Here is a 19,028-nt window from a genome sequence, read left to right on the forward strand (position 1 = left end):
GTATCGTATCACTACACAACCTGCAGCAAGCGAAGCAATTTCGACCGGTCCTTACTTTGAACAATCTCTGCAAGAGTATACTTATCAAGTACATGCAGAAATGCCTGCAGCGCTTCATCAAAGATATTTTTCAAACCACACACCGGCGTGATCGTACAGGCACCCTCCTCGGAGAAGCACTCGACAATGTCGAGGTGTTGCTCGGTTTCACGTACCAGAGCACCAATGCTGATATCGCTAGGCGCCCGGTATAAACGCATTCCGCCGTTTTTACCGCGTACTGTTTCTATGTACTGTTTTTTATTGAGCTGGTGCACAACCTTCATCAGGTGGTTTTTGGAAATCCCATAGCTATCCGCAATTTCCTGGATCGTCGCTAACCGATCGTCTTCCAGAGCCGCTAGATAGATCAGTACCCTCAGCGAGTAGTCCGTGTAGCGGGTAATGTGCATGCAAGGCTCCAGAACATTAGTAAGAAGGACGGGTAACCATGTAGGTGGCAACACCCAGAAGGCACAACCCTGAAATCATCAGAACCATCAAAGGAAACCCCATCAGCAACAAAAGTATCCAGCTTACTGCCATCATACTGCAGGCCAGTATTTTCGCCCGGGTGGGTATCGCACGCCGGAGCCTCCATTGTTCGATGGCTGGACCAAAATGAGGATGTCCTTCAAGCCATCGGGCAAAAGCCGGTGACCCCTTGCTGGCAAAATAGGCGGCCAACAAAACAAACGGCGTTGTTGGCAGTAGCGGCAACACTACTCCAACAACCGCGACTGCAGCCGAGAGATACGCAAGAACACGAAACCCGACGCTGCCTCGTTGCACCGCTATTGCTCCACAATAGTTTCCACTTACACCTATTATACCGCGGTTCAGTGAACAGGTCTTCCCAGCTTGCTAAGGAATGTTAATCTTGCCACGTATGAGACTTTCACGCCCACTGCAAAAAACAAGGTTCCTATATGGGCCATAACCTGGATCCCCAGCGAGAATGCATTTGCCAATGGGTAGGCAACAAGAATAGTTAAAACCAACCCTCCGATAGAGGCCAGTATGCTGTTATTCGCCACGGCCAGCCATTTCTCATATTGCTTCATCATCGCGACCTCACTTATAACATTTATTTCACATCTATGTTATAGGGCGACACGAGTTCTGTTACAAGAAGGGTAGATAACATAGATCAACTGGCGCTTGGCTCAATTGATGGTTCAGTTGTGTATCGGACGGCATGTATGCTTTGCCATAATGGTACCAAGAAAAACAACTCATCCACGCGGTTAGAGGTGTAGGCAATGTCGCAATCCGTGCTGACAGACCGTTTTGGTCGTACAGTGAATTATGTCCGCCTGTCGGTGACGGACCGCTGTGATTTTCGGTGTGTGTACTGCATGGCCGAAGAGATGACGTTTCTTCCGCGAGAGAAGATCATGTCACTTGAGGAGATCGCTCAAGTGGCTCGCAATTTTGTGTCGCTAGGAACTCAGAAAATTCGGCTGACCGGTGGCGAGCCTTTGATCCGCAAGGGCGTTGTGGATCTGGTTCGGGAAATAGGTAGTTACGGCTTGCGTGATTTTGCGATGACCACCAATGGTAGCCAATTACCCGCTTTGGCGGAGGGGTTGCGCAGAGGCGGTTTGGACCGACTCAATATCAGCCTGGATTCTCTGGACGCGGAGAAGTTCAGGACAATCACTCGCACCGGAAAGCTTAGCCAGGTTTTGGACGGTATTGATGCGGCCAAAGAGGCGGGATTTGAGCGGATTAAGCTCAATACGGTGGTGATGAAGGGCCGGAATGAAGAGGAGATTCCGGATCTGGTTGAGTTTGCTCGCGCGAAAGGGCTCGATATTACGTTCATTGAGGAGATGCCTCTCGGGGAGATTTCTGAGCATGACCGTGGGTTAGCGTTGTGTACGAGTGAGGAGGTTCGGGCGATTATTGCCCGGCATCATGAACTTGAGCTGACGGATGATGATTCTGGGGGGCCTTCGCGTTATTACCGGATGCCGGATAGCGCTTCGCGCGTTGGGTTCATTTCTCCGCATTCTCATAATTTTTGCTCGACGTGTAATCGGGTGCGAGTGACGGTGGAGGGGCGGCTTTTATTGTGCCTCGGGAATGAGCATTCTATGGATTTATTGCCGTTGTTGCGGGAGCATCCGGGGAATGATGAACGGCTTCGGGAGGCGATTATTGCGGCGATGGATTTGAAGCCGGAGCGGCATCATTTTTCCAGTGATGGGGAGGTGGAGATTCTTCGGTTTATGAACATGACTGGGGGGTGACTTATCCTAGCCTGCTCGTTTGGGGTAGGATCAGGGGTGCTAAAACCACCCCTGCTCTATCTATCTTTCGAGCTGTAGCCTCAATGCTCCATTCCGTGACCATCATGGCTTTGATCCATGATCTCGCTCTCCGTCACACCTCCCATTTCATGCTCTTCATGCATTCCTTCCATGGATTCCATACCACCCATGTGATGCGCACCGCCCATCGGCATGCCGGTGTTCAAGTGGTCTAGCGTGATGTCTGCGAACGCGATTACTTGGCCGCCGTATTTCGCCGCAAAGTCGTTGGCGCTGCTTTGGCTGGCGAAGGAGGCCAGGGTTGGGCCCATGGCGCCGGTGCGCGTGGAGCCGGCTACGTAAAAGGCTTCTCGGGCGTCGATAAGGTGAGTGTCTTCAGGGTGTTCCCATTCGGTTTGGGCCATGTCGTGTACGTAGAGGGTGTGGTCGCGATTTTCGTTTTCAGGTTGTAGGAACCATGCGAGCATATCTTTGGTTGAGCAGAATTTGCGGACGTTCTGTTCCCGTTCGGTGAAGGCTTGGCCTTTGGGGCCCGGGAAGTTGGAGATGGCCATGCCGCAGACGTGGCATTCGTCGCCGGATTCAAAGTGGACCGGGTCGGGTTTTGCGAGTACTTGCTGTTCGGCATCGGAGCAGCCGGTGATTGCAATGGCCGCTAACGCTGCAAATAGCCAGGCTTTGGTTTTATTTACCATGTTTGATGTGTCTCCGGTCTGGGTTAAATTTTTCGGTTTTTAAACAGTAACAGCGCGCCGGTCAACGGGATGGCGCACCAGAGAGCAAGACCTAGCCATAAACCGCCTGTACCAATCGGCAGGTCGGAGCCAAGGCTGAGCACACCGCTGAGTTGGGTGCTGTCGCCAAAAGCAACGATGTTGAGCAAGCGGTAGATGTCGGTGGGGTTAAGCATCAATAGCCAAGGCAACAGTTCGGGATTGAGTTTGCCTTCACTAGCCACCAATGCACCCAGTAACACCAAATCAAAGATCAGTACAAAGAAGAACCAGATGGCGAGGGCCATGCCGGCAGCAATGGGTTTTTCGTTGACTCGCACACTGATCAGATAAGCTAACGCAATAAATCCCCAGCCCAGCAAGATTGTTGATCCGATGAAACGGCCCATTGCTGCCGCCAGTGCACCGACGGCAACGCCGTCCACCAGTACGGCAATGGCTACCCCAGCCACGCCAAAGCCTATCAAGGTCGCCAGAGCTAGCGTCAGGCCATGGCCAAGGAACTTGCCTAAAAGCAATTGGCTTTTGCTAAGCGGATAAGTCATCAGCAGCAGCAAAGTGCCGCCCTCGTCCTCTCCAACGATGGCGTCGTAAGCCAGCAAGAGGGCAATCAAGGGAATCAGGAAGATGCCTAAACTCGCAAGACTGGCGATGGTGGCCGGGGTGGAACCGTAGCCCACCTGTCCGGATGCGGCCGCACCAAACCAAGCGATGCCGAGCGCCAATGTGGCAAATACCAGTGAAATCGCTACCAACCAGCGATTACGGAAGCTGTCACTCAGTTCTTTTCGAGCGATGGTCCAGATCGAGTTCATTGGCTGCCTCCCCGATGTGCCAATCCACCCGAGCCGATAAAGTGGACGTAAATATCCTCGAGGCTGGGCTGATGAATGCCGAGATCGGCCACTTCGCCCGATTGAATCAAGGTTTCAATTAACGCCATTTTATCGCTGGGGCGTACGTCCACTTGCAGGGTTCCGTGGGCGTTTTTCATCATCAAACCGGTACTTTGTTTGGCTTGGTCAATCACTTTTTCCAACCCCAGTAAATTGCCGGCTGGCTTAACGGTGAGCGTCACGGGCATGTTGGCCTGACGCCGCAGGGAAGGCAGGTCGCCCGCCGCTTTCAGGGCGCCGCCAGTGAGAATCGCCGCACGATCAATGTAAGGCTCTACACCGGGAAGCACGTGGGAACACAGCACAATGCCGGTCCCCTCATCCCGCAGATCTCGCAGCAAACGATACAGGTCTGCTGTGGCAACCGGATCCAGCCCTACAGTGGGCTCGTCCAACATCAACAGCTTGGGCTTACCCAATAACGCCTGGGCGAGTCCCAAACGCTGGCGCATGCCTTTGGAGTAAGTTTTGGTACGGGCGTTCATGGCATCGCCTAAACCCACCTGCTCCAGTAACTTCGGCACCTGATTCAATGGTGCACCTTTCAGGCGGGCGAAGTGACTGAGAATCTCGCGCCCGGTCAACTGGGGATAAAACATCACGTTTTCGGGCAGATAACCAATATGCTGACTCACATGAGGATCGCCAGCTTCGCCGTCAAGCACAGTCACCCGGCCTTCACTCGGGCTCATTAGCCCCAGAATCAATTTGATCGACGTCGTTTTACCCGCCCCGTTGTGGCCGAACAACCCTAGGATTTCTCCCGGATTCAAGCGCAGATCAATACCACGCAGTACCGTTGTCTCGTCATAACGATGGCTGACATTTTCAAGCTGAAAACAGTTCATCGGATCTCCGATTGCAGATACTCGGGAATTCGCATCAAGGGATGGGGGTCGCTTACGCCGGCGGATTTCACTACCGGAAAGGCATCTTGCACCCAGCGCAACACATCCACCGAAGGGCTGAACATCAGCACTTTTGCCTCTGGGTATTTCCAAAGCAGCCGGTCTACGTTGTCATTAGGTTCATAGGGCACATCGCCCAGCCCATCCTGATCCCGATCCCAGCCAAGATAATCACTCCAGAAATTTCCTCCACCATCCTTGGCCCAGGATTGGGTACGAGTTGCCACATACTTCACCTGGCGCTCATTATTTACAAAGGCATTATTAAATACCTCGTTGTCCTCCGAGCCTGCAGTCAAATGAATGCCAATATTGCTGTCCGCAAACAAATTACCCTCGAACACGTTGTACAAGGAGTTGTAGATAAACACCGCCTTGCCTTCACCGCCCGAAATCATCACCCGACCGGCCTGCCCTTCCGACACCCCAATTACCACATTGCCCCGCAGCGTCGAATTTGTGATGAAATTCATCAAAATGCCGTAGTTCTCATCATTCTCGGAGCGGTTATTAATCACCCTCAGGTACTTGCTTTGCATCAGCGCATACCCTGTACGAGTACCGCGGGTAACATTCCCCTCCAGCAGATTATGCATCGAGTACATGTAATGAATGCCGTAACGCAGATCCGTCATCAAATTGTTACGAATCTCGTTCTTGTTCGACGTCTCGATATAAATCGCATCCCGGGTCTGGGAAATATCATTTCCCTCAATCAAAGCCCCAGTGGTATTAAACAAGTGAATACCATTGCCGCGATCCTGCGACCGAATACTCACCTCGCCCCGAATGTGATTATTCCGCACCGTCACATCCGGCGTCGCATCCAACCAAACCCCAAATGCCGGCCCTTTCAGACGGTTATCCTCAACCACTGAACCACGAGCCTCCCGGGCCACAAAAATCCCGGCATCCAACCGGTTCAAATCCCGCCCCCAGTTCTTCACCGTGCAGCCTGAAAAAGTCACCTTCTCAGCCAAAATATCAACCGCATTCCCCTGCCCGCCACCATCAATCACCGTTTCCTGCGCACAAGACACAGTTACCCCAGGCACCCGGATAGCCAGAGGCGACAGTGTTTCTGGTGGAAGTTCGATGGACGAACCCGGCTGCAGGTTATCAAGCCGTTCTTGCAGGTCCGCGTTGGCGGCGAGCGATAAAAGAGCGACTGACAGGGCCACCCCATAACGCAATATTTGGTACATCTATGATTCTCTAAAAGGTGGAAACCGAAGGCACGCAACACTGTGCGGCTTTCCGTTTGGGTTGCTACTCCCAAGCACAGATACAGGGGCCTCGAAAACGAGGCCCCAATTCAAAGAGACGCTAATTAAGCCTTCTCTACCAACATGCGACCACCCATTTCCATGTGCAGCGCATGGCAGAACCAGTTGCAGTAGTACCAGTACACACCGGGTTTACCAGCGGTAAAGGTCACAGACGAAGTCTGCTGCGGACTGATCTCCATACTCACACCATGGTTCACCATACAGAAACCGTGAGTCACATCCTCGATGGTATCAAGGTTGGTCACACACACAGTAACCTCATCCCCTTCCTTCACCTTGAACTCAGTTGTACCAAACTGAGGCGCAACAGAGGTCATGTAAACACGAACCTTATTGCCATCACGGATTACCTTGTTGTCTGCTTCCAAAGTCACACCGTCTTTCTTGGCCTGCTCAACCGTTGGAGCAAAGTACGGGTCCTGACGATCGTAGATCTTCTTGGTCTTGATCTGGTCACGACGAACCAAAATACAGTCGTGCGGCTCAGCGAACGTCGGGCCATCGTGAACCAGCTTCATTTCGTCACCGGAAATATCGATCAGCTGATCGTTCTCCGGGTGCAAAGGGCCGACCGGCAAGAAACGGTCTTTTGAAAACTTGGACAGAACCACCAGCCACTTACCATCGGCATCACGGGACTCGGTCAACGACGCATGGTTGTGGCCTGGCTGGTAATGCACATCCAGCTTTTGGCGAATGTAGTTCACCTCCTCGCCGTTATAGTGCTTGATCGCGTCCGCAATGTTCCACTTACACACCTGACTGTCGATGAACAACGTGGTGTACGCGTTCCCACGACCGTCGAAGGTTGTGTGCAGAGGCCCAAGACCCAGCTCAGGTTCCGCTACGATGGTGTCTCTCAGCTCAATCTTGTCATCAAACAGATCGTCCAGTTTGTCGATCTGAATGACTGAAGCTGTTGGAGACAGCTTACCGTTAGCAATGAAGTACTTACCATCAGGAGACGTGTTCAAACCGTGCGGGTTCTTAGGCACCGGGATGTAACGAGTAAATTCAGACTTACCACGCCCATCCACAACGGGTACTTTGGAATCACCGATCGTTTTGAACTTACCGGCCTTAACCGCCGCTGCGATGCGCTCAATGTTGAACACAACCACCCAGTCGCGATCGTTACGCATGGTGCCAGCCAAATCCAGCGCACGCTCGGAGTTGTAGCAGGTCGATGCAGCATACTTGCCAGTGTAGTCAGCGTCGGTGTTATCCAGGTTGCCGTCTACCACTACCTGCCAGGCAACCTCCATGGTTTCCGCGTCAATCGCGCTGAACATGGTGTAACTGTTTTCCAGGCTGTATTCACTGCCGTCGTTCGGCTGTGGAATCACAAACTCGGCGTTGCAGAACACATAATTCGTGCGGGGCACTTTCTGCAAACGCAAACCGTGGATCGCCTGCACGTTTGGTACGAAAGTAATCTTATCCGTCTTCATGATATCCAAACGAATACGCGCTACACGTGTGTTAGCCTTGTCGTTGATGAACAGATACTTACCATCGTAACGACCGTCTTCCATGGAAATGTGCGGGTGGTGACAGTCGCCATTCAGATACTGCTGTTCGCCGCCAAGAATCGCCTTACTTTCGTTGGTAATACCCCAGCCGGTCGCGGGATCTACGTTAAATACGGGAATACGCATCAGCTCACGCATGGACGGCACGCCTAAAACACGCACTTCACCCTGGTGACCACCGCTCCAGAAACCGTAGTATTCATCCAGCTCACCCGGCTCGATGTGGATCTTGTTCTTAGCTTCCTGGGCCGCGGCCGCAAACGCTTCCCGGCTCATGATCGATGTGCCAAGGCCGGTTGCACCCGCAACCCCCGCCAAAGCGGCAGCGCCCATAAAACGACGACGGCTCAGACCGCTTTCAGGAACCTCGGCGGTATCTTTGCTCAGTTCATCTCTTTTCTTCATAGCGTCCAACTCCATTATTGGTATGGCGGTTTTGCTTCTCATTCCGTCCGGAACATCTTGACGGCTCCGGTACTTACTCGTGCACCTGAACGACTGGAATTTCTTCCGGGCGTCCGGGTGCGTTTCGGCCTCGACGTTTACCACGGCGCTTTACGATCAATGGTGGGCACTTGTGGTCGTCGAAATAAGTCATCTGGCAATCCAGGCAGTAATGGCATTCCATGTAATTAATGTGTCCATCAGGATGAATCGCCTGAACCTCACATTCGTGGTCGCATAAGCGGCATGGGTTGCCACATTCTTTGCGGCGCTTGAGCCAATCGAATACTCGCAACTTGGTGGGCAGTGCCAGTGCAGCGCCTAGTGGGCATAGGTAGCGGCAGTACACTTTGCGAGTGAAGATATTCACGATCAGCAGCAATACGGCATAGGTCACGAACGGCCAGCTACGGTCAAAACGCAAAGTGATGGCGGTTTTGAACGGCTCAACCTCGGCCATTTGCTCGGCGGTTCCCAACGACTCGAGCGACACACCAAACAGCACTAACAAAATGATGTACTTGATCGCCCACATCCGCTCATGCCAGGCAAACGGCACTGTGTACTGGGGCACTTTCAACTTGCGGGCAATTTCATTGATCAGTTCCTGCAGAGCGCCGAACGGGCACAGCCAGCCGCAATACACGGCTCGGCCCCAGAGCAAGACGATGCCCGCCACCACCGACCAGAGCACAAACAACATCGGGTCGATCAAGAAAGTTTCCCAAGTGAATCCGGAGATCAGACTGTTCACGAAGGTCAGCACGTTCACGATAGACAGCTGGCCCAGCGCGTACCAACCGATAAAAAACAGGGTGTAAGTGAGGAACGCGTGACGAATCCAGCGCATGGCTCTCGGCTTTTTCACCAACCAATCCTGGAAGAACAGAATGAACATCAGCACTCCGATGCCCAGAGCCAGGAAAATGATCTGAAACTCTTTCTGGTACCACACCTGCACCCATAGCGGCTGCTCTTCCAACCACTCTTCTTCGGACAGCTCCACTTCGGCCCGGGTGTAATACTGCTCAGGCAACTGATATTCCAAAGGCACCACAGCAAATTCACTGTCGAGAGGGCCGGTTTGGCGCTTAATGGTCAGTTCGAGCGACCAAGGCGTACCGGGGTCGAAGTTGTACTGTTGGCGAATGATGTAGATGGCCATTTCAGGCAAGCGCGGCATGCCTTCAAGGTACACATCACTCAAGCGGTGATAGTCGAGATCGCGGAAATTAAAAGTGTCGCCAAACTGACGGATCTGAACCCGATCAAAAATGCCGCCACGCACATAGCCCGAACCCCGGAAGGAATAGGTGCCCTTGGCCATCACGGCAATGGCATGCTCGCCGTCTTGCAACTCGGACATCAGCCACTTGTACTGACGTTCACCCAATAAATTTCGGCCAATGGTGGGCGCATCCAGATAAGCGGCATACAGATCAATGAAGGTGTCATCACGCTGCTCCGGAGCCGCTGCTTCAACACCCTCGGCCGGCCCACCTTTGAATGCATCGTCTACCATGCCCCGAGTCAGGTGCATCCGGCGTATCGAGCCATCTCCGGTGAGTTCTTCCCAAGTTTTTTCGTCAAAAGTACGCTGATCAACCTCGGCCAACGGCGGTCGTTTGCTGCCGCTAGTGACTTCGACAAGCCCCAACTCACCACCTACCCGGTGAGCAGTTTTCATGATGACTTCGTTGATGACCATCACCGTTACGGTTGCGCCCGACAAGCCATCCACCGCCACCCGGCGCTCCGATGTTTTTCCGCCCACGGTGACACGCTGGTCTGCTTTTAAACCGGCGTACTGATCGGTAAAGACATGCATTTTGGCTTCGGGAATACCGATCAGAAGGATCGGTTCGTGGTGCTGGATAACGCGAGTTGCAGTGATCTCGCCTTCGGTATCAAGCAACACAATGACGTTGATCGGTTTTCCGGAATAGGCGGGGGTTTGCACAAAATCCAGTGTCTGGTAGGCATATCCAACCAACTCTTCGCCAGCATAGAGTTCCTGGATGGCACGATTCGATTCACGGGGCTGAATATCCGTGACATCAGACATCGCGTTCTGGATAACCTGACGGCCAGAAACGGGCTCATAGTCTTTCAGAGGCATAGCCATTACCGCTGATGACGCCATCACCAGCAGAGCCAAACAAACACGTAATGCGGTAATCACTCAAACCCCCAAAATTCTCAACGAATACAGCAAAGGGTGGATCAAAAATGAGATAAATCAAATACCTCTATTTGAATAGCTCTAGAGGGTCTAGCCGCCTGAAATCACTTAAATTTCATCACGTTAATGGCTAATTTCGATCAACCGTTGCGGGTCAGCGATAAACAGCCGACTCCGGTTTACCCGTACCAGACCACTGGCTTTCAGCTCCGCTAAAATGCGCGAGAAGGTTTCAGGCTGCATGGCAAGGCGAGATGCCACCAAACACTTCGGCAAAGGCAATTCAACCTCCCCGCCCGTTGAAACATCCTCCGGAAGCAGATCAAGGAGGTAACGAATCAACCGCTCTTTGGCACTCTGTACGGTCATAATTTCCAAGTCGTGGAAACGAGTCACAGCCCTCATAGCAAAGTGACGCAATGCTGCTTGGGCATAGATGGGTTTTGCATCCAACAGTGCTTTGTAGGCCGCGACGGGAATCATCAAAACTTCGCTGGACTTCAGGGCTTCGGCAAAACAAGCGTATTCCGCCGGGTCTGCGTAAATCATGGTTTCCGCAAAACAGTCTCCCGGTGCAATGCTATCCAAAGTGCGGTCCACCCCTGATGAATCCAGTCGATATAAGCGAAGGCGGCCGGAGATCACAAAAAAGAAGTGGTGGGCGGGCATACCCTGACGGTATAAAAGCTGGTGATGGCCCAAGCGGATACGGCGTGACTGCTGAATCAACGCATCCACATCGTCCGGTTGCATACACCGGAACAACGTATGGGCGCGCAAAGCTTGCATGCGCTGTTCCGAATTTATGGAATTGTTTACAGCAACCAATACCGGCTTTTTTGTTCGACTTACGGCGGCTTGCGTCATCACCATGGACTCGTCCTCTGGGCGCATTCATGCATTCAAAATCTTGTTTTAGATGTTAGGAGCATGCCGACCGAAAATCGCTCCCTCTATGGGGGTAGTTCTGGGCATCCTTGCGGGTATTTGACTTAACTCAATAGTTTGCAAAGCGATGTAGTTTTTTGACGAGCAGAATCAAGCTGGCACTTAACAGCAACAGGAGAATCACAAATACAGCTCCCGGTGTGCCCAACCACTGGTAAATTGCAGCAAAAACAACCAGTAAAATGAAAGCAACTGAACAGGCCGCTACCAGAAGGAACCCAGCGAACAAGGCTGCCTGGTCCCGATTTGCAAGGATTACCTTTCTCTGAAGCCCTCCCATGGCACATCCCATAGCAACGCCCAGTGTGACCACCATTAGGCTTTCCATCACAAGCGGCAGCGCAAATTCCATTGCCACCACGCCATCGGCCCCCGAAACAAACAAGGTGGCGGAAGGCAGGGCAAGACCTGCAAGCGCCAATAAACAAAGGGTCAACGATCGCGTGACGACTTTCACACTGCCGAAAACATCCGACAAACCGCCTCCGGCGATTTGAGCCAACGCCCCCGGAATCACGAACCACTGAGCCAAGCCGGCGCCGGTTCCCAGATCCAAACGAAACTGCGCCGATAGAAAGTCCGGCAACCACAGAGCTAAAGAGAAAAAACTACCGGCCACCACGCCAAAATAAAGGCAGAACCACAACGCCTGTCCTTGGCGAATTATCAGCAACAAGTGCTGCATCGGAGGGATTTGAACAGATTCCTGGCTATCCATTTCGTTATCGGTGACCAGCACCAGCAAGGTGGTCACCAACAGCAAAACAACAAGATAAACCAACGGAACGCCTTGCCAGGTGTACGCAGAATGAAACAAAGGAACGAGATAATAGCTGAGCCCTGCGCCAGTCACTCCAGCCCCGAAAAGCCCCAACACAAACCCCATATACCTAGTCTGGCAATGACTGGTCACAAACTGCAGGCCCGCACTGTAGAAGCCCCCAGCTAAGCCGAGTCCGCTGGCGACAACCAAGTAACTGATAAAATTACTGGCGACCAGAAATAACACCATGCACAACGCTAGACCTGTGAGGCACCAAAGCATTACAACCCGGGCACCGTAACGCTGGGCCGCCAAACCTGCAGGTATCGCCAACAAGGCTCCCGAGGCCATAGGTGCCGCCAATAAAATACCGAATTGCACGCTGTTTAAAGCCAGTTCCGCTCTTAAATGGACACCCACCACTGCAAACAGGGTCCAGCACCCCGCTGCGACGATAAAACCGGTCACCGCCAATGGCAGAATGATGGCGAGCGAGGCGCACTTTTCTTCATCCCTTTCTTGTTGTTCAAGCATGTGGCGACCCTTTTCTATGCCATTCGCTAGTTTCAGCTTTTTGCAGTTTTTGGGTCAAAGGTTATGATGGGATACAGCCTGTCGAGGTAATTGACTATCCTCAAAGAGGTATCGGGTATCCAATTTTAGAGTCATACTCTAAGACGTTCGCGCATTTCAAAAGACAACACGGCCCCAATTTCTAACCATGGCAAAAAGTCCCTTAGTAAACCGGATTATTCTGGCTGTCAGTGCGATTGTATTGACCTCTATCGTCAGCATGACCGCAACGCTCACCATCTCTAAAAGCATTGAAGGCAGCGCGACGGCCATCAACGCTGCTGGTGCACTGCGTATGAGGGCCAATCAACTGCTGACCCGGAAGGGTGCTTTGCCGGCACAGCCCGAAACGTCACAAGATTTCGCCCCCTTTAGCGCCTATGAAAGCCAACTCTCAACTACGGCCATCACTTCATTAATACCCGACAGCAGCGAGCACCCTCTAACACGACAACATCGCCTTATTATCAATCTTTGGAAAACCAGCCTGCGGCCAATGATGGAAGCTCATCCACAAGGCACACAGATAACCGCGCAGATGATTGCCGAAGTGGACCGCTTTACCGAAGAAGTCAATAAACTGGTGTTTATGCTTGAGGAGCGAACCGAGGCTCGAATAGACCTTTTGCATCTGATACAGATCATCAGCCTGATATTTTCAGTGCTCATCGTGGTCGCGTTGTTTCTCGATCTCAAAAACCGGATATTACGCCCGCTTAGCAAGCTGGTCAGTATTGCCAGCGCCGTTGGCGAACAAGATTTTACCCAGCGAGCCAATCTGAAGGGCTCAGATGAGCTGGCGCAACTTGGCCACGCCTTTGACCAAATGACCAGCGAACTCGCGCTGACCTATCAGGAGCTGGAAGACCGAGCTCGGGAAAAGACCGAAGAGCTGGAAGTCAGCCATACGGCGCTTCAGGTGATGCACGCAACAAGTCGCAATTTGTTTGCCAACCACGATCTGTGCAGCGGCGCTATTCCGATGCTGCAAGAGCTCGAAAAAATCTTGCGCATCGGCCCGATCAAGCTGTACCTCCATGACAAAGAAACCGACAAACCCGTGGAAGCGGTGACAACCGCTAGTCAGAAGCGCCCGTTCTATTGCCGCGACCACCACTGCAATGCTTGCCTGGTCACACCAGAAGCTTTTGACGAACTGCCCGCCCAGGAAAACGACGGACGGAGACTGCTGCTACCCATTCGCATACCCGGGCAAATTCTTGGTACCTTGGAAGTGTGGTACCCCGCCGACACGGATTTACCAGCTACGTCACGTCGATTACTGGAAACATTGACGGACCAGTTGGCCACCGCCATTTTCTTGGAAAAACAAATCACCGAAGAACAACAACAAACCCTGGTTGAAGAGCGCACTATAATTGCCAGAGAGTTACACGATTCGTTGGCCCAGTCTCTGTCCTATCTAAAAATGCAGGTCACCCGGCTCCGCAGGCTTAACATTACCGGCGAGCACCAAGCCGCCCATGACGATATCTTGCACGAGTTCAGTACCGGCCTGAACAGCGCCTACCGTCAATTGCGCGAATTACTAGCCACATTCCGGTTAAAACTGGACACGCCAGATCTGGCCAGCGCTCTTAACAAAACCATCGACGAATTTTCCGAGCGATTGACCAAGCGCGTGGAGTTTGAATACACACTCCCACCACAAACGCTTTCTCCAAACGAAGAAATCCATACCCTACAGATTGTCCGCGAAGCCTTGGCGAACGCAGTCAAACACGCAAACGCTACAGACATTTCAGTTCACGTAATGTTCGAATCCCCAGAAGTCAAAGCCTTGATTCGAGACAACGGCAAGGGGCTGCCCGACGGCAGTCAGCCGATTAATCACTATGGCCTTATTATCATGACCGACCGGGCCCGAACCCTCGGCGGCGAACTGAAGGTAGAGAACCTCGCTACCGGTGGCGTAGAAGTTTCCTTAACATTTATTCCGAAAAGTCGTAGCCTCATCCCGAGCCAAACAAGCTACGCCTGAACCCAGATAGATTTTCAACGAGACCCAACATGGCTGAAACACCTGCAAGCATTCTTTTGATTGATGATCACCCGCTGTTGCGCCGGGGCATTAAACAGTTAATCGAGCTGGAACCGGAAATGACCGTGGCCGGTGAAGCCAACAGTGGTGCTGAAGGCATTGAGCTGGCCCTGAAAATAGAGCCGGACCTGATTCTTATGGATCTGAACATGCCGGAAATGGATGGCATTGAAGCCCTGAGAAAGCTGCGGGAACACAACATCAGCTCCCGCATCATCATGTTTACGGTTTCTGATCAGGAAGACGACGTGGTGGCCGCTTTACGCGCCGGTGCCGACGGCTACTTGCTGAAAGACATGGAGCCCGAAGATATGATCGCCCAACTGCACCAAGCTGCGGTTGGAAAACTGGTGATCAGTGACCGTCTGACTACCCTGCTCGCAGAAGCTTTGCGCTCCAACAAGCCCCAGAAGTCATCTCGCCCGGACTACGACAGCCTGACACCTCGCGAAAAAGACATCCTCAAACTGATCGCTGAAGGCCTGTCCAACAAAATGATTGGTCGCAAGTTGGACATCAGCGACGGCACCGTAAAAGTTCACGTTAAACACCTGCTGAAGAAACTGAACCTGCGCTCTCGCGTAGAAGTTGCAGTGTGGGCCGTTGAAGAAGGTTTACACCGGGGCTGAGCTATATCAAATCGCTTAGGTACGCATTCGGATATCCTGCTTCGGTCAAATCTACCGATGGAGTTCGACATGCGCCTGAGCCTGCCCCGGTTCCCTAGCCCTTCAAGCTTACCCCCCCTCCCCGCACGTGACTTCATGGCGTTGCTGCAGGAATACCTGCCATCTCCCAGCCCCCTGCTCGGGGTAGTCGATAACGCCATCCCTGTACCGATGAAGCAACTGCTCGCTGAAGCTCCTCTCAACCGGCTGTTTGCTGATGCAATAAAAGAAGGGGAATTTGATGATTTTGAAGGCCGAAGAATTCGCCTTGAGGTAAATGGGGGGCAGCCGGGCATCACCCTTGGTTTCTGGGCAGGTCGTCTGCGTGTCATTAATGGTGCTGGTGAAGCCACTATTCGCGGTTCTCTTTCAGCGTTTAGAACCTTGGCCGAACGCAAACAGGACCCAGACCAGCTTTTCTTCCAACGTCGCTTGGTGATTGAGGGTGACACCGAGCTGGGCCTGGCGCTGAAAAACCTGCTCGACAGTTTGGAGTGGAACCTGCAGCTCCGGAAGCTTCTGTTGCGAAAAAGCTAAACGCCACTCATTGATTGCACTTCGGCCTGCGACAGCATGTCTGAACGACTGAGCTGACTGATCGACGTTTTGCCCATCAGTGACAGGGTAAGCTCGGTTTCCAGCCGGATGTTGTGCAGCAGGTTTTCGACGGCGCGTTGCCCGCCGGCCGCCAGCGCATATCCCCACGGCCGCCCCATCAAACACCCATCCGCTCCCAGACACAAAGCTCGCACTAAATCCTGCCCCGTCTGAACGCCACCATCGACCAAAATCTGGCATTTCCCATCGACCGTTTCGGCAATCGCCGGTAACACATTCAAACTGGCCGGAGCGCCTTCCAATTGGCGCCCTCCGTGATTAGAAACCACAATAGCGTCTGCGCCCACGTCGATGGCTGAGCGCGCATCGTTACTTTCCATAATGCCTTTTATAACCAACTTACCGGGCCAGTTTTCGCGTATCCAATCCAGATCGCGCCAGGTCACCGAAGGATCAAACTGGCTTTCAACCCACGCTTTGAAATCTTCCGGTTTGCGCCCGGATGGCACCACACTGGCCAGATTGCCAAAGGTCAGCGGCTTTCCACCGATGGCGACATCGGCTAACCAACGAGGATGACTCACCAGATCCAACGCCTTGCGGAGTTTTGCAGGCACCGACAGATTGCCATTCATACCGTTGCGGACATCGCGATAACGCAGCCCAAGGCGCGCAAGATCTACCGTAAAAACCAATGTTTTGAAACCGGATTGCCAGGCACGCGCCAACAAATCTCCTGAGAAGCCGCGGTCTTTCAGCACATAGAGCTGAAACCACAGATTGGCACTCGGAGCTTCCCGGGCCACCTCTTCGACCGAACAAATACCCACGGTGCTTAAACAAAAGGGAATGCCTGCACTCGCACCTGCCTTGGCCGCCTGTGCCTCACCGCGCTTGGCCAACATGCCCGACAACCCCATCGGAGCCATTACCAACGGCAAGCTGGCTGCTGCACCCAGCAGCTCCGTAGCGGTATCAACCTGAGAAACATCGGCCATTACTCGCTGGCGAAAACACCACTGGCCAAAGGCCTGACGGTTGTCCGCCAAGGTCTGTTCAGAGAAGGCTCCGCCGTCAAGATAATCAAACAGCATGCGCGGTAGCTTTCGCTTAGCCAACAAGCGATAGTCAGAAACAGATGCGGGAGCAAGCATGGCTGGCACTCTTGTTATTGGGATTACAGCCCGTTGTTTTTAGTAGAGATAGCGTTCAAAGCTTATCTTCTTCCACAAACGTTTTCAGGGCAACCGCATTATTGTGCTCGGTATCTTTTGCGGCAAACACCAGGGTTATGCGCTTTTGCTCTGCCAGCAGGTTTTTAAAGGCCTCAAGATCATCAGAGACCTGATCTGACTTCAACTCGTTGAGATATCGCTTTTGAAATTCGTCCCATTTATCGGGATCGTGATCGAACCATTTTCGTAATTCGGTGGACGGTGATAGCCCTTTTATCCAATGGGCAATATCCGCATCCTCTTTCGAGACGCCTCGCGGCCAAATACGGTCAACCAGTATGCGTGGGCCGTCTGAGCGGGCTGCGGCTTCATAAGCTCGTTTCAGGCGAATATCCATAACAGGCTCCAAACTGAAAACACGCACCAGAGACTACTCCGGTCGTTTGGCCGTTTCAAAATCCGCCTCTTGCCCAGCGTCAAGACTGGCCCAAGCTGACTATTATCAGCCTACCCGTTCTGATAGATTCCCAAGATTAAAAAACTCACAACAATCTACCTCGCCACGACACCCTCATGGCCTCCATGCAAGGACTGAATTCAATGAGTCTAGCCGAAAAGCTTTGTCTCACCGCCGCGTTTATCTTCTTTATGACAGGGTTATTGACCGGCATCTGGAAATACTCGTGCATGGCCACCAGTCCGAAAGCCGCCGCGCCAAGATACGTGGATATCGCGCACCGTAGCTCACTGATGTACAGCTTTGCCGCCCTGGTTCTGGGATGGTTCGCCAGTTACAGCGTGTATACAGATTGGGTGAATACGCTGGCAGCGCTTGGTGCCTTGGGATTTTTCGCGTTGGCCATTGGCACTTACATCATCCACGGTGTTCTGAGAGACACCAGCAACCAACTGCGCAAACCCCACAAACTGGGCCGATCAAACCTGCCGGGGTGGCTGGTTCATGGTTTCATGATCGCATTGATTGTTGCCGAAGTCGGTGGGTCTTTTGTGCTGGGCTCGGGAGCCTTGATCGGGGTCTGGCAATAACGCCCAGACCCTAGAACCCCACGACGTCGTTAGTTTCTGACCTGATCCATGCCAGGACGACCATACCAATAGCCATCGCAAGGTGGCGCTTCCACCAGCTGCAACGGATTTGTGTCTGGCGTTTCGCCTCTCCGAACCTGATCGAAACGCTTCACCACATCATCCATACCTTGATGCTCCGGGCTCAAGCGAACGGTTGAAACCCCCATCCGCTCCATCTCGGGCAGCTCCCTCATCAGGTCGTAGCGTGATCCGGACAACGTGGAAATACCGTTCAAACGAAACAGCTCTTGATTCTCGCGGGAACGCAGTTCCATGCCATCCGGGTGCTCCAGGCACCGAAATTCGCAGTTGTCTTTCGGCAAGTTGTAATGCCGCGCCGTGAAGCATCGGGATGACCAAGCTAACGGCAGGAAACCCCACGAGAAGACTTCCGCCGGTAACTCCAATCCTTCCTGTTCCAGTTCACGAATCAGCTGGCCGAGCGTGTCCCGGCCTAATTCAACCGGCAGATTCCACCCTTGCAGCCCTTGATTTGCCAGAATTTTCAAAGTGGCCACGTTATAGATATTCATGGACGGCCCGGTGACAAACGGAATGCGATTACGAGCCGCTACCTGCAGAGCACTCTGGTCGTTGGCTTCCACCATAAAGTCGCCCTGCTCGCAAAACCGGCGTAGCCGCCTCAGGTCGGCTTCAGACTCGATCAACGTTAGGGTTGATAGCACTACGTTTTTGCCGCAGGCTTTCAAATCCCTGGCAAGATCAATCCAGTCATCAGGCTTCAGTTCCCGCCGCCGGGAGCACACCACTTCCCCTAAATAAAGGGTATCAACCGGCCATTCCGCGGCCTTAGCATAAAAATCAAAAACACTTTGTTTGGACCAGAACCAAAGTATCGGGCCCAGAGACAATTTCATCATGATCACAGCCC

The 19,028-nt window shown here is 52.8% G+C and carries 19 protein-coding genes; 5 read left to right on the forward strand and 14 right to left on the reverse strand.

Going from position 1 to position 19,028, the window contains the following annotated elements; translation table 11 throughout:
• Positions 1-11 precede the first annotated feature (11 nt).
• From K5L82_RS10980 to K5L82_RS10990, 3 genes are read right to left on the reverse strand one after another with little or no spacing between them, the layout of a single operon-like run.
• The gene (locus K5L82_RS10980) at positions 12-452 is read right to left on the reverse strand and encodes an Rrf2 family transcriptional regulator (protein ID WP_133004639.1); all 441 of its coding nucleotides are present in this window, start codon (positions 450-452) and stop codon (positions 12-14) included.
• Positions 453-468: 16 nt separating this feature from the next.
• Positions 469-831 carry a YbaN family protein gene (locus tag K5L82_RS10985; protein WP_316933390.1) on the reverse strand — a complete coding sequence of 121 codons (363 nt, stop codon included), beginning with the start codon at positions 829-831 and terminating at the stop codon, positions 469-471.
• A 47-nt stretch (positions 832-878) separates the two neighbouring features.
• Complete coding sequence (locus K5L82_RS10990) at positions 879-1,106, reverse strand: hypothetical protein (protein ID WP_262492642.1); 228 nt, start codon at positions 1,104-1,106, stop codon at positions 879-881.
• A gap of 195 nt (positions 1,107-1,301) precedes the next feature.
• Between K5L82_RS10990 and moaA the strand changes: the two genes are divergently transcribed.
• Positions 1,302-2,294: a GTP 3',8-cyclase MoaA gene (gene moaA / locus K5L82_RS10995; protein ID WP_223134192.1), complete on the forward strand. Its 993-nt coding sequence runs from the start codon at positions 1,302-1,304 to the stop codon at positions 2,292-2,294.
• 80 nt (positions 2,295-2,374) lie between these two features.
• Here moaA and K5L82_RS11000 read toward each other — a convergent pair whose 3' ends face one another.
• The 8 genes from K5L82_RS11000 to K5L82_RS11035 all read right to left on the reverse strand — a co-directional run bounded on the left by K5L82_RS11000 (position 2,375) and on the right by K5L82_RS11035 (position 12,545).
• Entirely contained in the window at positions 2,375-3,010 is a 636-nt protein-coding gene (locus K5L82_RS11000) for a nitrous oxide reductase accessory protein NosL (protein ID WP_133004636.1), read from the reverse strand.
• 23 nt (positions 3,011-3,033) lie between these two features.
• Positions 3,034-3,864: an ABC transporter permease gene (locus K5L82_RS11005; RefSeq protein WP_133004635.1), complete on the reverse strand. Its 831-nt coding sequence runs from the start codon at positions 3,862-3,864 to the stop codon at positions 3,034-3,036.
• Positions 3,861-4,793, reverse strand: a complete 933-nt coding sequence (locus tag K5L82_RS11010) for an ATP-binding cassette domain-containing protein (protein WP_223134193.1) — start codon at positions 4,791-4,793, stop codon at positions 3,861-3,863. The genes K5L82_RS11005 and K5L82_RS11010 overlap by 4 nt, the downstream gene beginning before the upstream one ends.
• The gene (locus K5L82_RS11015) at positions 4,790-6,058 is read right to left on the reverse strand and encodes a nitrous oxide reductase family maturation protein NosD (RefSeq protein ID WP_223134194.1); all 1,269 of its coding nucleotides are present in this window, start codon (positions 6,056-6,058) and stop codon (positions 4,790-4,792) included. The genes K5L82_RS11010 and K5L82_RS11015 overlap by 4 nt, the downstream gene beginning before the upstream one ends.
• Positions 6,059-6,183: 125 nt before the next feature.
• Positions 6,184-8,079 (reverse strand): TAT-dependent nitrous-oxide reductase, encoded by a 1,896-nt coding sequence (nosZ, locus tag K5L82_RS11020; protein ID WP_133004632.1) that lies wholly within the window; start codon positions 8,077-8,079, stop codon positions 6,184-6,186.
• A 73-nt stretch (positions 8,080-8,152) separates the two neighbouring features.
• Positions 8,153-10,261 (reverse strand): transcriptional regulator NosR, encoded by a 2,109-nt coding sequence (gene nosR / locus K5L82_RS11025; protein ID WP_223134912.1) that lies wholly within the window; start codon positions 10,259-10,261, stop codon positions 8,153-8,155.
• 162 nt (positions 10,262-10,423) lie between these two features.
• Positions 10,424-11,173: a Crp/Fnr family transcriptional regulator gene (locus K5L82_RS11030; protein WP_223134195.1), complete on the reverse strand. Its 750-nt coding sequence runs from the start codon at positions 11,171-11,173 to the stop codon at positions 10,424-10,426.
• A gap of 124 nt (positions 11,174-11,297) precedes the next feature.
• Positions 11,298-12,545, reverse strand: a complete 1,248-nt coding sequence (locus K5L82_RS11035) for an MFS transporter (RefSeq protein WP_133004630.1) — start codon at positions 12,543-12,545, stop codon at positions 11,298-11,300.
• Positions 12,546-12,732: 187 nt separating this feature from the next.
• Here K5L82_RS11035 and K5L82_RS11040 point away from each other — a divergent pair, with 187 nt between their 5' ends.
• The 3 genes from K5L82_RS11040 (at position 12,733) to K5L82_RS11050 (ending at position 15,851) form a co-directional block, all read left to right on the forward strand.
• Positions 12,733-14,586: a histidine kinase gene (locus K5L82_RS11040; RefSeq protein ID WP_223134196.1), complete on the forward strand. Its 1,854-nt coding sequence runs from the start codon at positions 12,733-12,735 to the stop codon at positions 14,584-14,586.
• Between the two features lie 29 nt (positions 14,587-14,615).
• Entirely contained in the window at positions 14,616-15,275 is a 660-nt protein-coding gene (gene narL, locus K5L82_RS11045) for a two-component system response regulator NarL (RefSeq protein WP_133004628.1), read from the forward strand.
• 69 nt (positions 15,276-15,344) lie between these two features.
• Entirely contained in the window at positions 15,345-15,851 is a 507-nt protein-coding gene (locus K5L82_RS11050) for an SCP2 domain-containing protein (protein ID WP_223134197.1), read from the forward strand.
• Here the strand turns inward: K5L82_RS11050 and K5L82_RS11055 are convergent.
• Positions 15,848-17,026, reverse strand: coding sequence for an L-lactate dehydrogenase (locus tag K5L82_RS11055; protein WP_223134198.1), 1,179 nt, complete (start codon positions 17,024-17,026; stop codon positions 15,848-15,850). The genes K5L82_RS11050 and K5L82_RS11055 overlap by 4 nt on opposite strands.
• A 55-nt stretch (positions 17,027-17,081) precedes the next feature.
• Positions 17,082-17,444 carry a DUF488 domain-containing protein gene (locus K5L82_RS11060; protein ID WP_223134199.1) on the reverse strand — a complete coding sequence of 121 codons (363 nt, stop codon included), beginning with the start codon at positions 17,442-17,444 and terminating at the stop codon, positions 17,082-17,084.
• A gap of 203 nt (positions 17,445-17,647) precedes the next feature.
• On the opposite strand from K5L82_RS11060, the gene K5L82_RS11065 reads away from it, so the two are divergent.
• Positions 17,648-18,094, forward strand: coding sequence for a hypothetical protein (locus tag K5L82_RS11065; protein ID WP_133004624.1), 447 nt, complete (start codon positions 17,648-17,650; stop codon positions 18,092-18,094).
• 29 nt (positions 18,095-18,123) lie between these two features.
• Here the strand turns inward: K5L82_RS11065 and K5L82_RS11070 are convergent, their stop codons facing one another.
• Positions 18,124-19,017: a U32 family peptidase gene (locus tag K5L82_RS11070; protein ID WP_133004623.1), complete on the reverse strand. Its 894-nt coding sequence runs from the start codon at positions 19,015-19,017 to the stop codon at positions 18,124-18,126.
• Positions 19,018-19,028: the final 11 nt, after the last annotated feature.

This window comes from Marinobacter sp. AL4B (assembly GCF_019916045.1).
In the GTDB taxonomy this organism is placed as follows: domain Bacteria; phylum Pseudomonadota; class Gammaproteobacteria; order Pseudomonadales; family Oleiphilaceae; genus Marinobacter.

Excerpts from the sequence above, each read along its gene's own strand:
- K5L82_RS10980 (WP_133004639.1), bottom strand. The coding sequence starts at position 452 with ATGCACATTACCCGCTACACGGACTACTCGCTGAGGGTACTGATCTAT.
- K5L82_RS10990 (WP_262492642.1), bottom strand. The coding sequence starts at position 1,106 with ATGATGAAGCAATATGAGAAATGGCTGGCCGTGGCGAATAACAGCATA.
- moaA (WP_223134192.1), top strand. The coding sequence starts at position 1,302 with ATGTCGCAATCCGTGCTGACAGACCGTTTTGGTCGTACAGTGAATTAT.
- K5L82_RS11000 (WP_133004636.1), bottom strand. The coding sequence starts at position 3,010 with ATGGTAAATAAAACCAAAGCCTGGCTATTTGCAGCGTTAGCGGCCATT.
- K5L82_RS11005 (WP_133004635.1), bottom strand. The coding sequence starts at position 3,864 with ATGAACTCGATCTGGACCATCGCTCGAAAAGAACTGAGTGACAGCTTC.
- K5L82_RS11010 (WP_223134193.1), bottom strand. The coding sequence starts at position 4,793 with ATGAACTGTTTTCAGCTTGAAAATGTCAGCCATCGTTATGACGAGACA.
- K5L82_RS11015 (WP_223134194.1), bottom strand. The coding sequence starts at position 6,058 with ATGTACCAAATATTGCGTTATGGGGTGGCCCTGTCAGTCGCTCTTTTA.
- nosZ (WP_133004632.1), bottom strand. The coding sequence starts at position 8,079 with ATGAAGAAAAGAGATGAACTGAGCAAAGATACCGCCGAGGTTCCTGAA.
- nosR (WP_223134912.1), bottom strand. The coding sequence starts at position 10,261 with ATGGCGTCATCAGCGGTAATGGCTATGCCTCTGAAAGACTATGAGCCC.
- K5L82_RS11030 (WP_223134195.1), bottom strand. The coding sequence starts at position 11,173 with ATGGTGATGACGCAAGCCGCCGTAAGTCGAACAAAAAAGCCGGTATTG.
- K5L82_RS11035 (WP_133004630.1), bottom strand. The coding sequence starts at position 12,545 with ATGCTTGAACAACAAGAAAGGGATGAAGAAAAGTGCGCCTCGCTCGCC.
- K5L82_RS11040 (WP_223134196.1), top strand. The coding sequence starts at position 12,733 with ATGGCAAAAAGTCCCTTAGTAAACCGGATTATTCTGGCTGTCAGTGCG.
- narL (WP_133004628.1), top strand. The coding sequence starts at position 14,616 with ATGGCTGAAACACCTGCAAGCATTCTTTTGATTGATGATCACCCGCTG.
- K5L82_RS11050 (WP_223134197.1), top strand. The coding sequence starts at position 15,345 with ATGCGCCTGAGCCTGCCCCGGTTCCCTAGCCCTTCAAGCTTACCCCCC.
- K5L82_RS11055 (WP_223134198.1), bottom strand. The coding sequence starts at position 17,026 with ATGCTTGCTCCCGCATCTGTTTCTGACTATCGCTTGTTGGCTAAGCGA.
- K5L82_RS11060 (WP_223134199.1), bottom strand. The coding sequence starts at position 17,444 with ATGGATATTCGCCTGAAACGAGCTTATGAAGCCGCAGCCCGCTCAGAC.
- K5L82_RS11065 (WP_133004624.1), top strand. The coding sequence starts at position 17,648 with ATGAGTCTAGCCGAAAAGCTTTGTCTCACCGCCGCGTTTATCTTCTTT.
- K5L82_RS11070 (WP_133004623.1), bottom strand. The coding sequence starts at position 19,017 with ATGATGAAATTGTCTCTGGGCCCGATACTTTGGTTCTGGTCCAAACAA.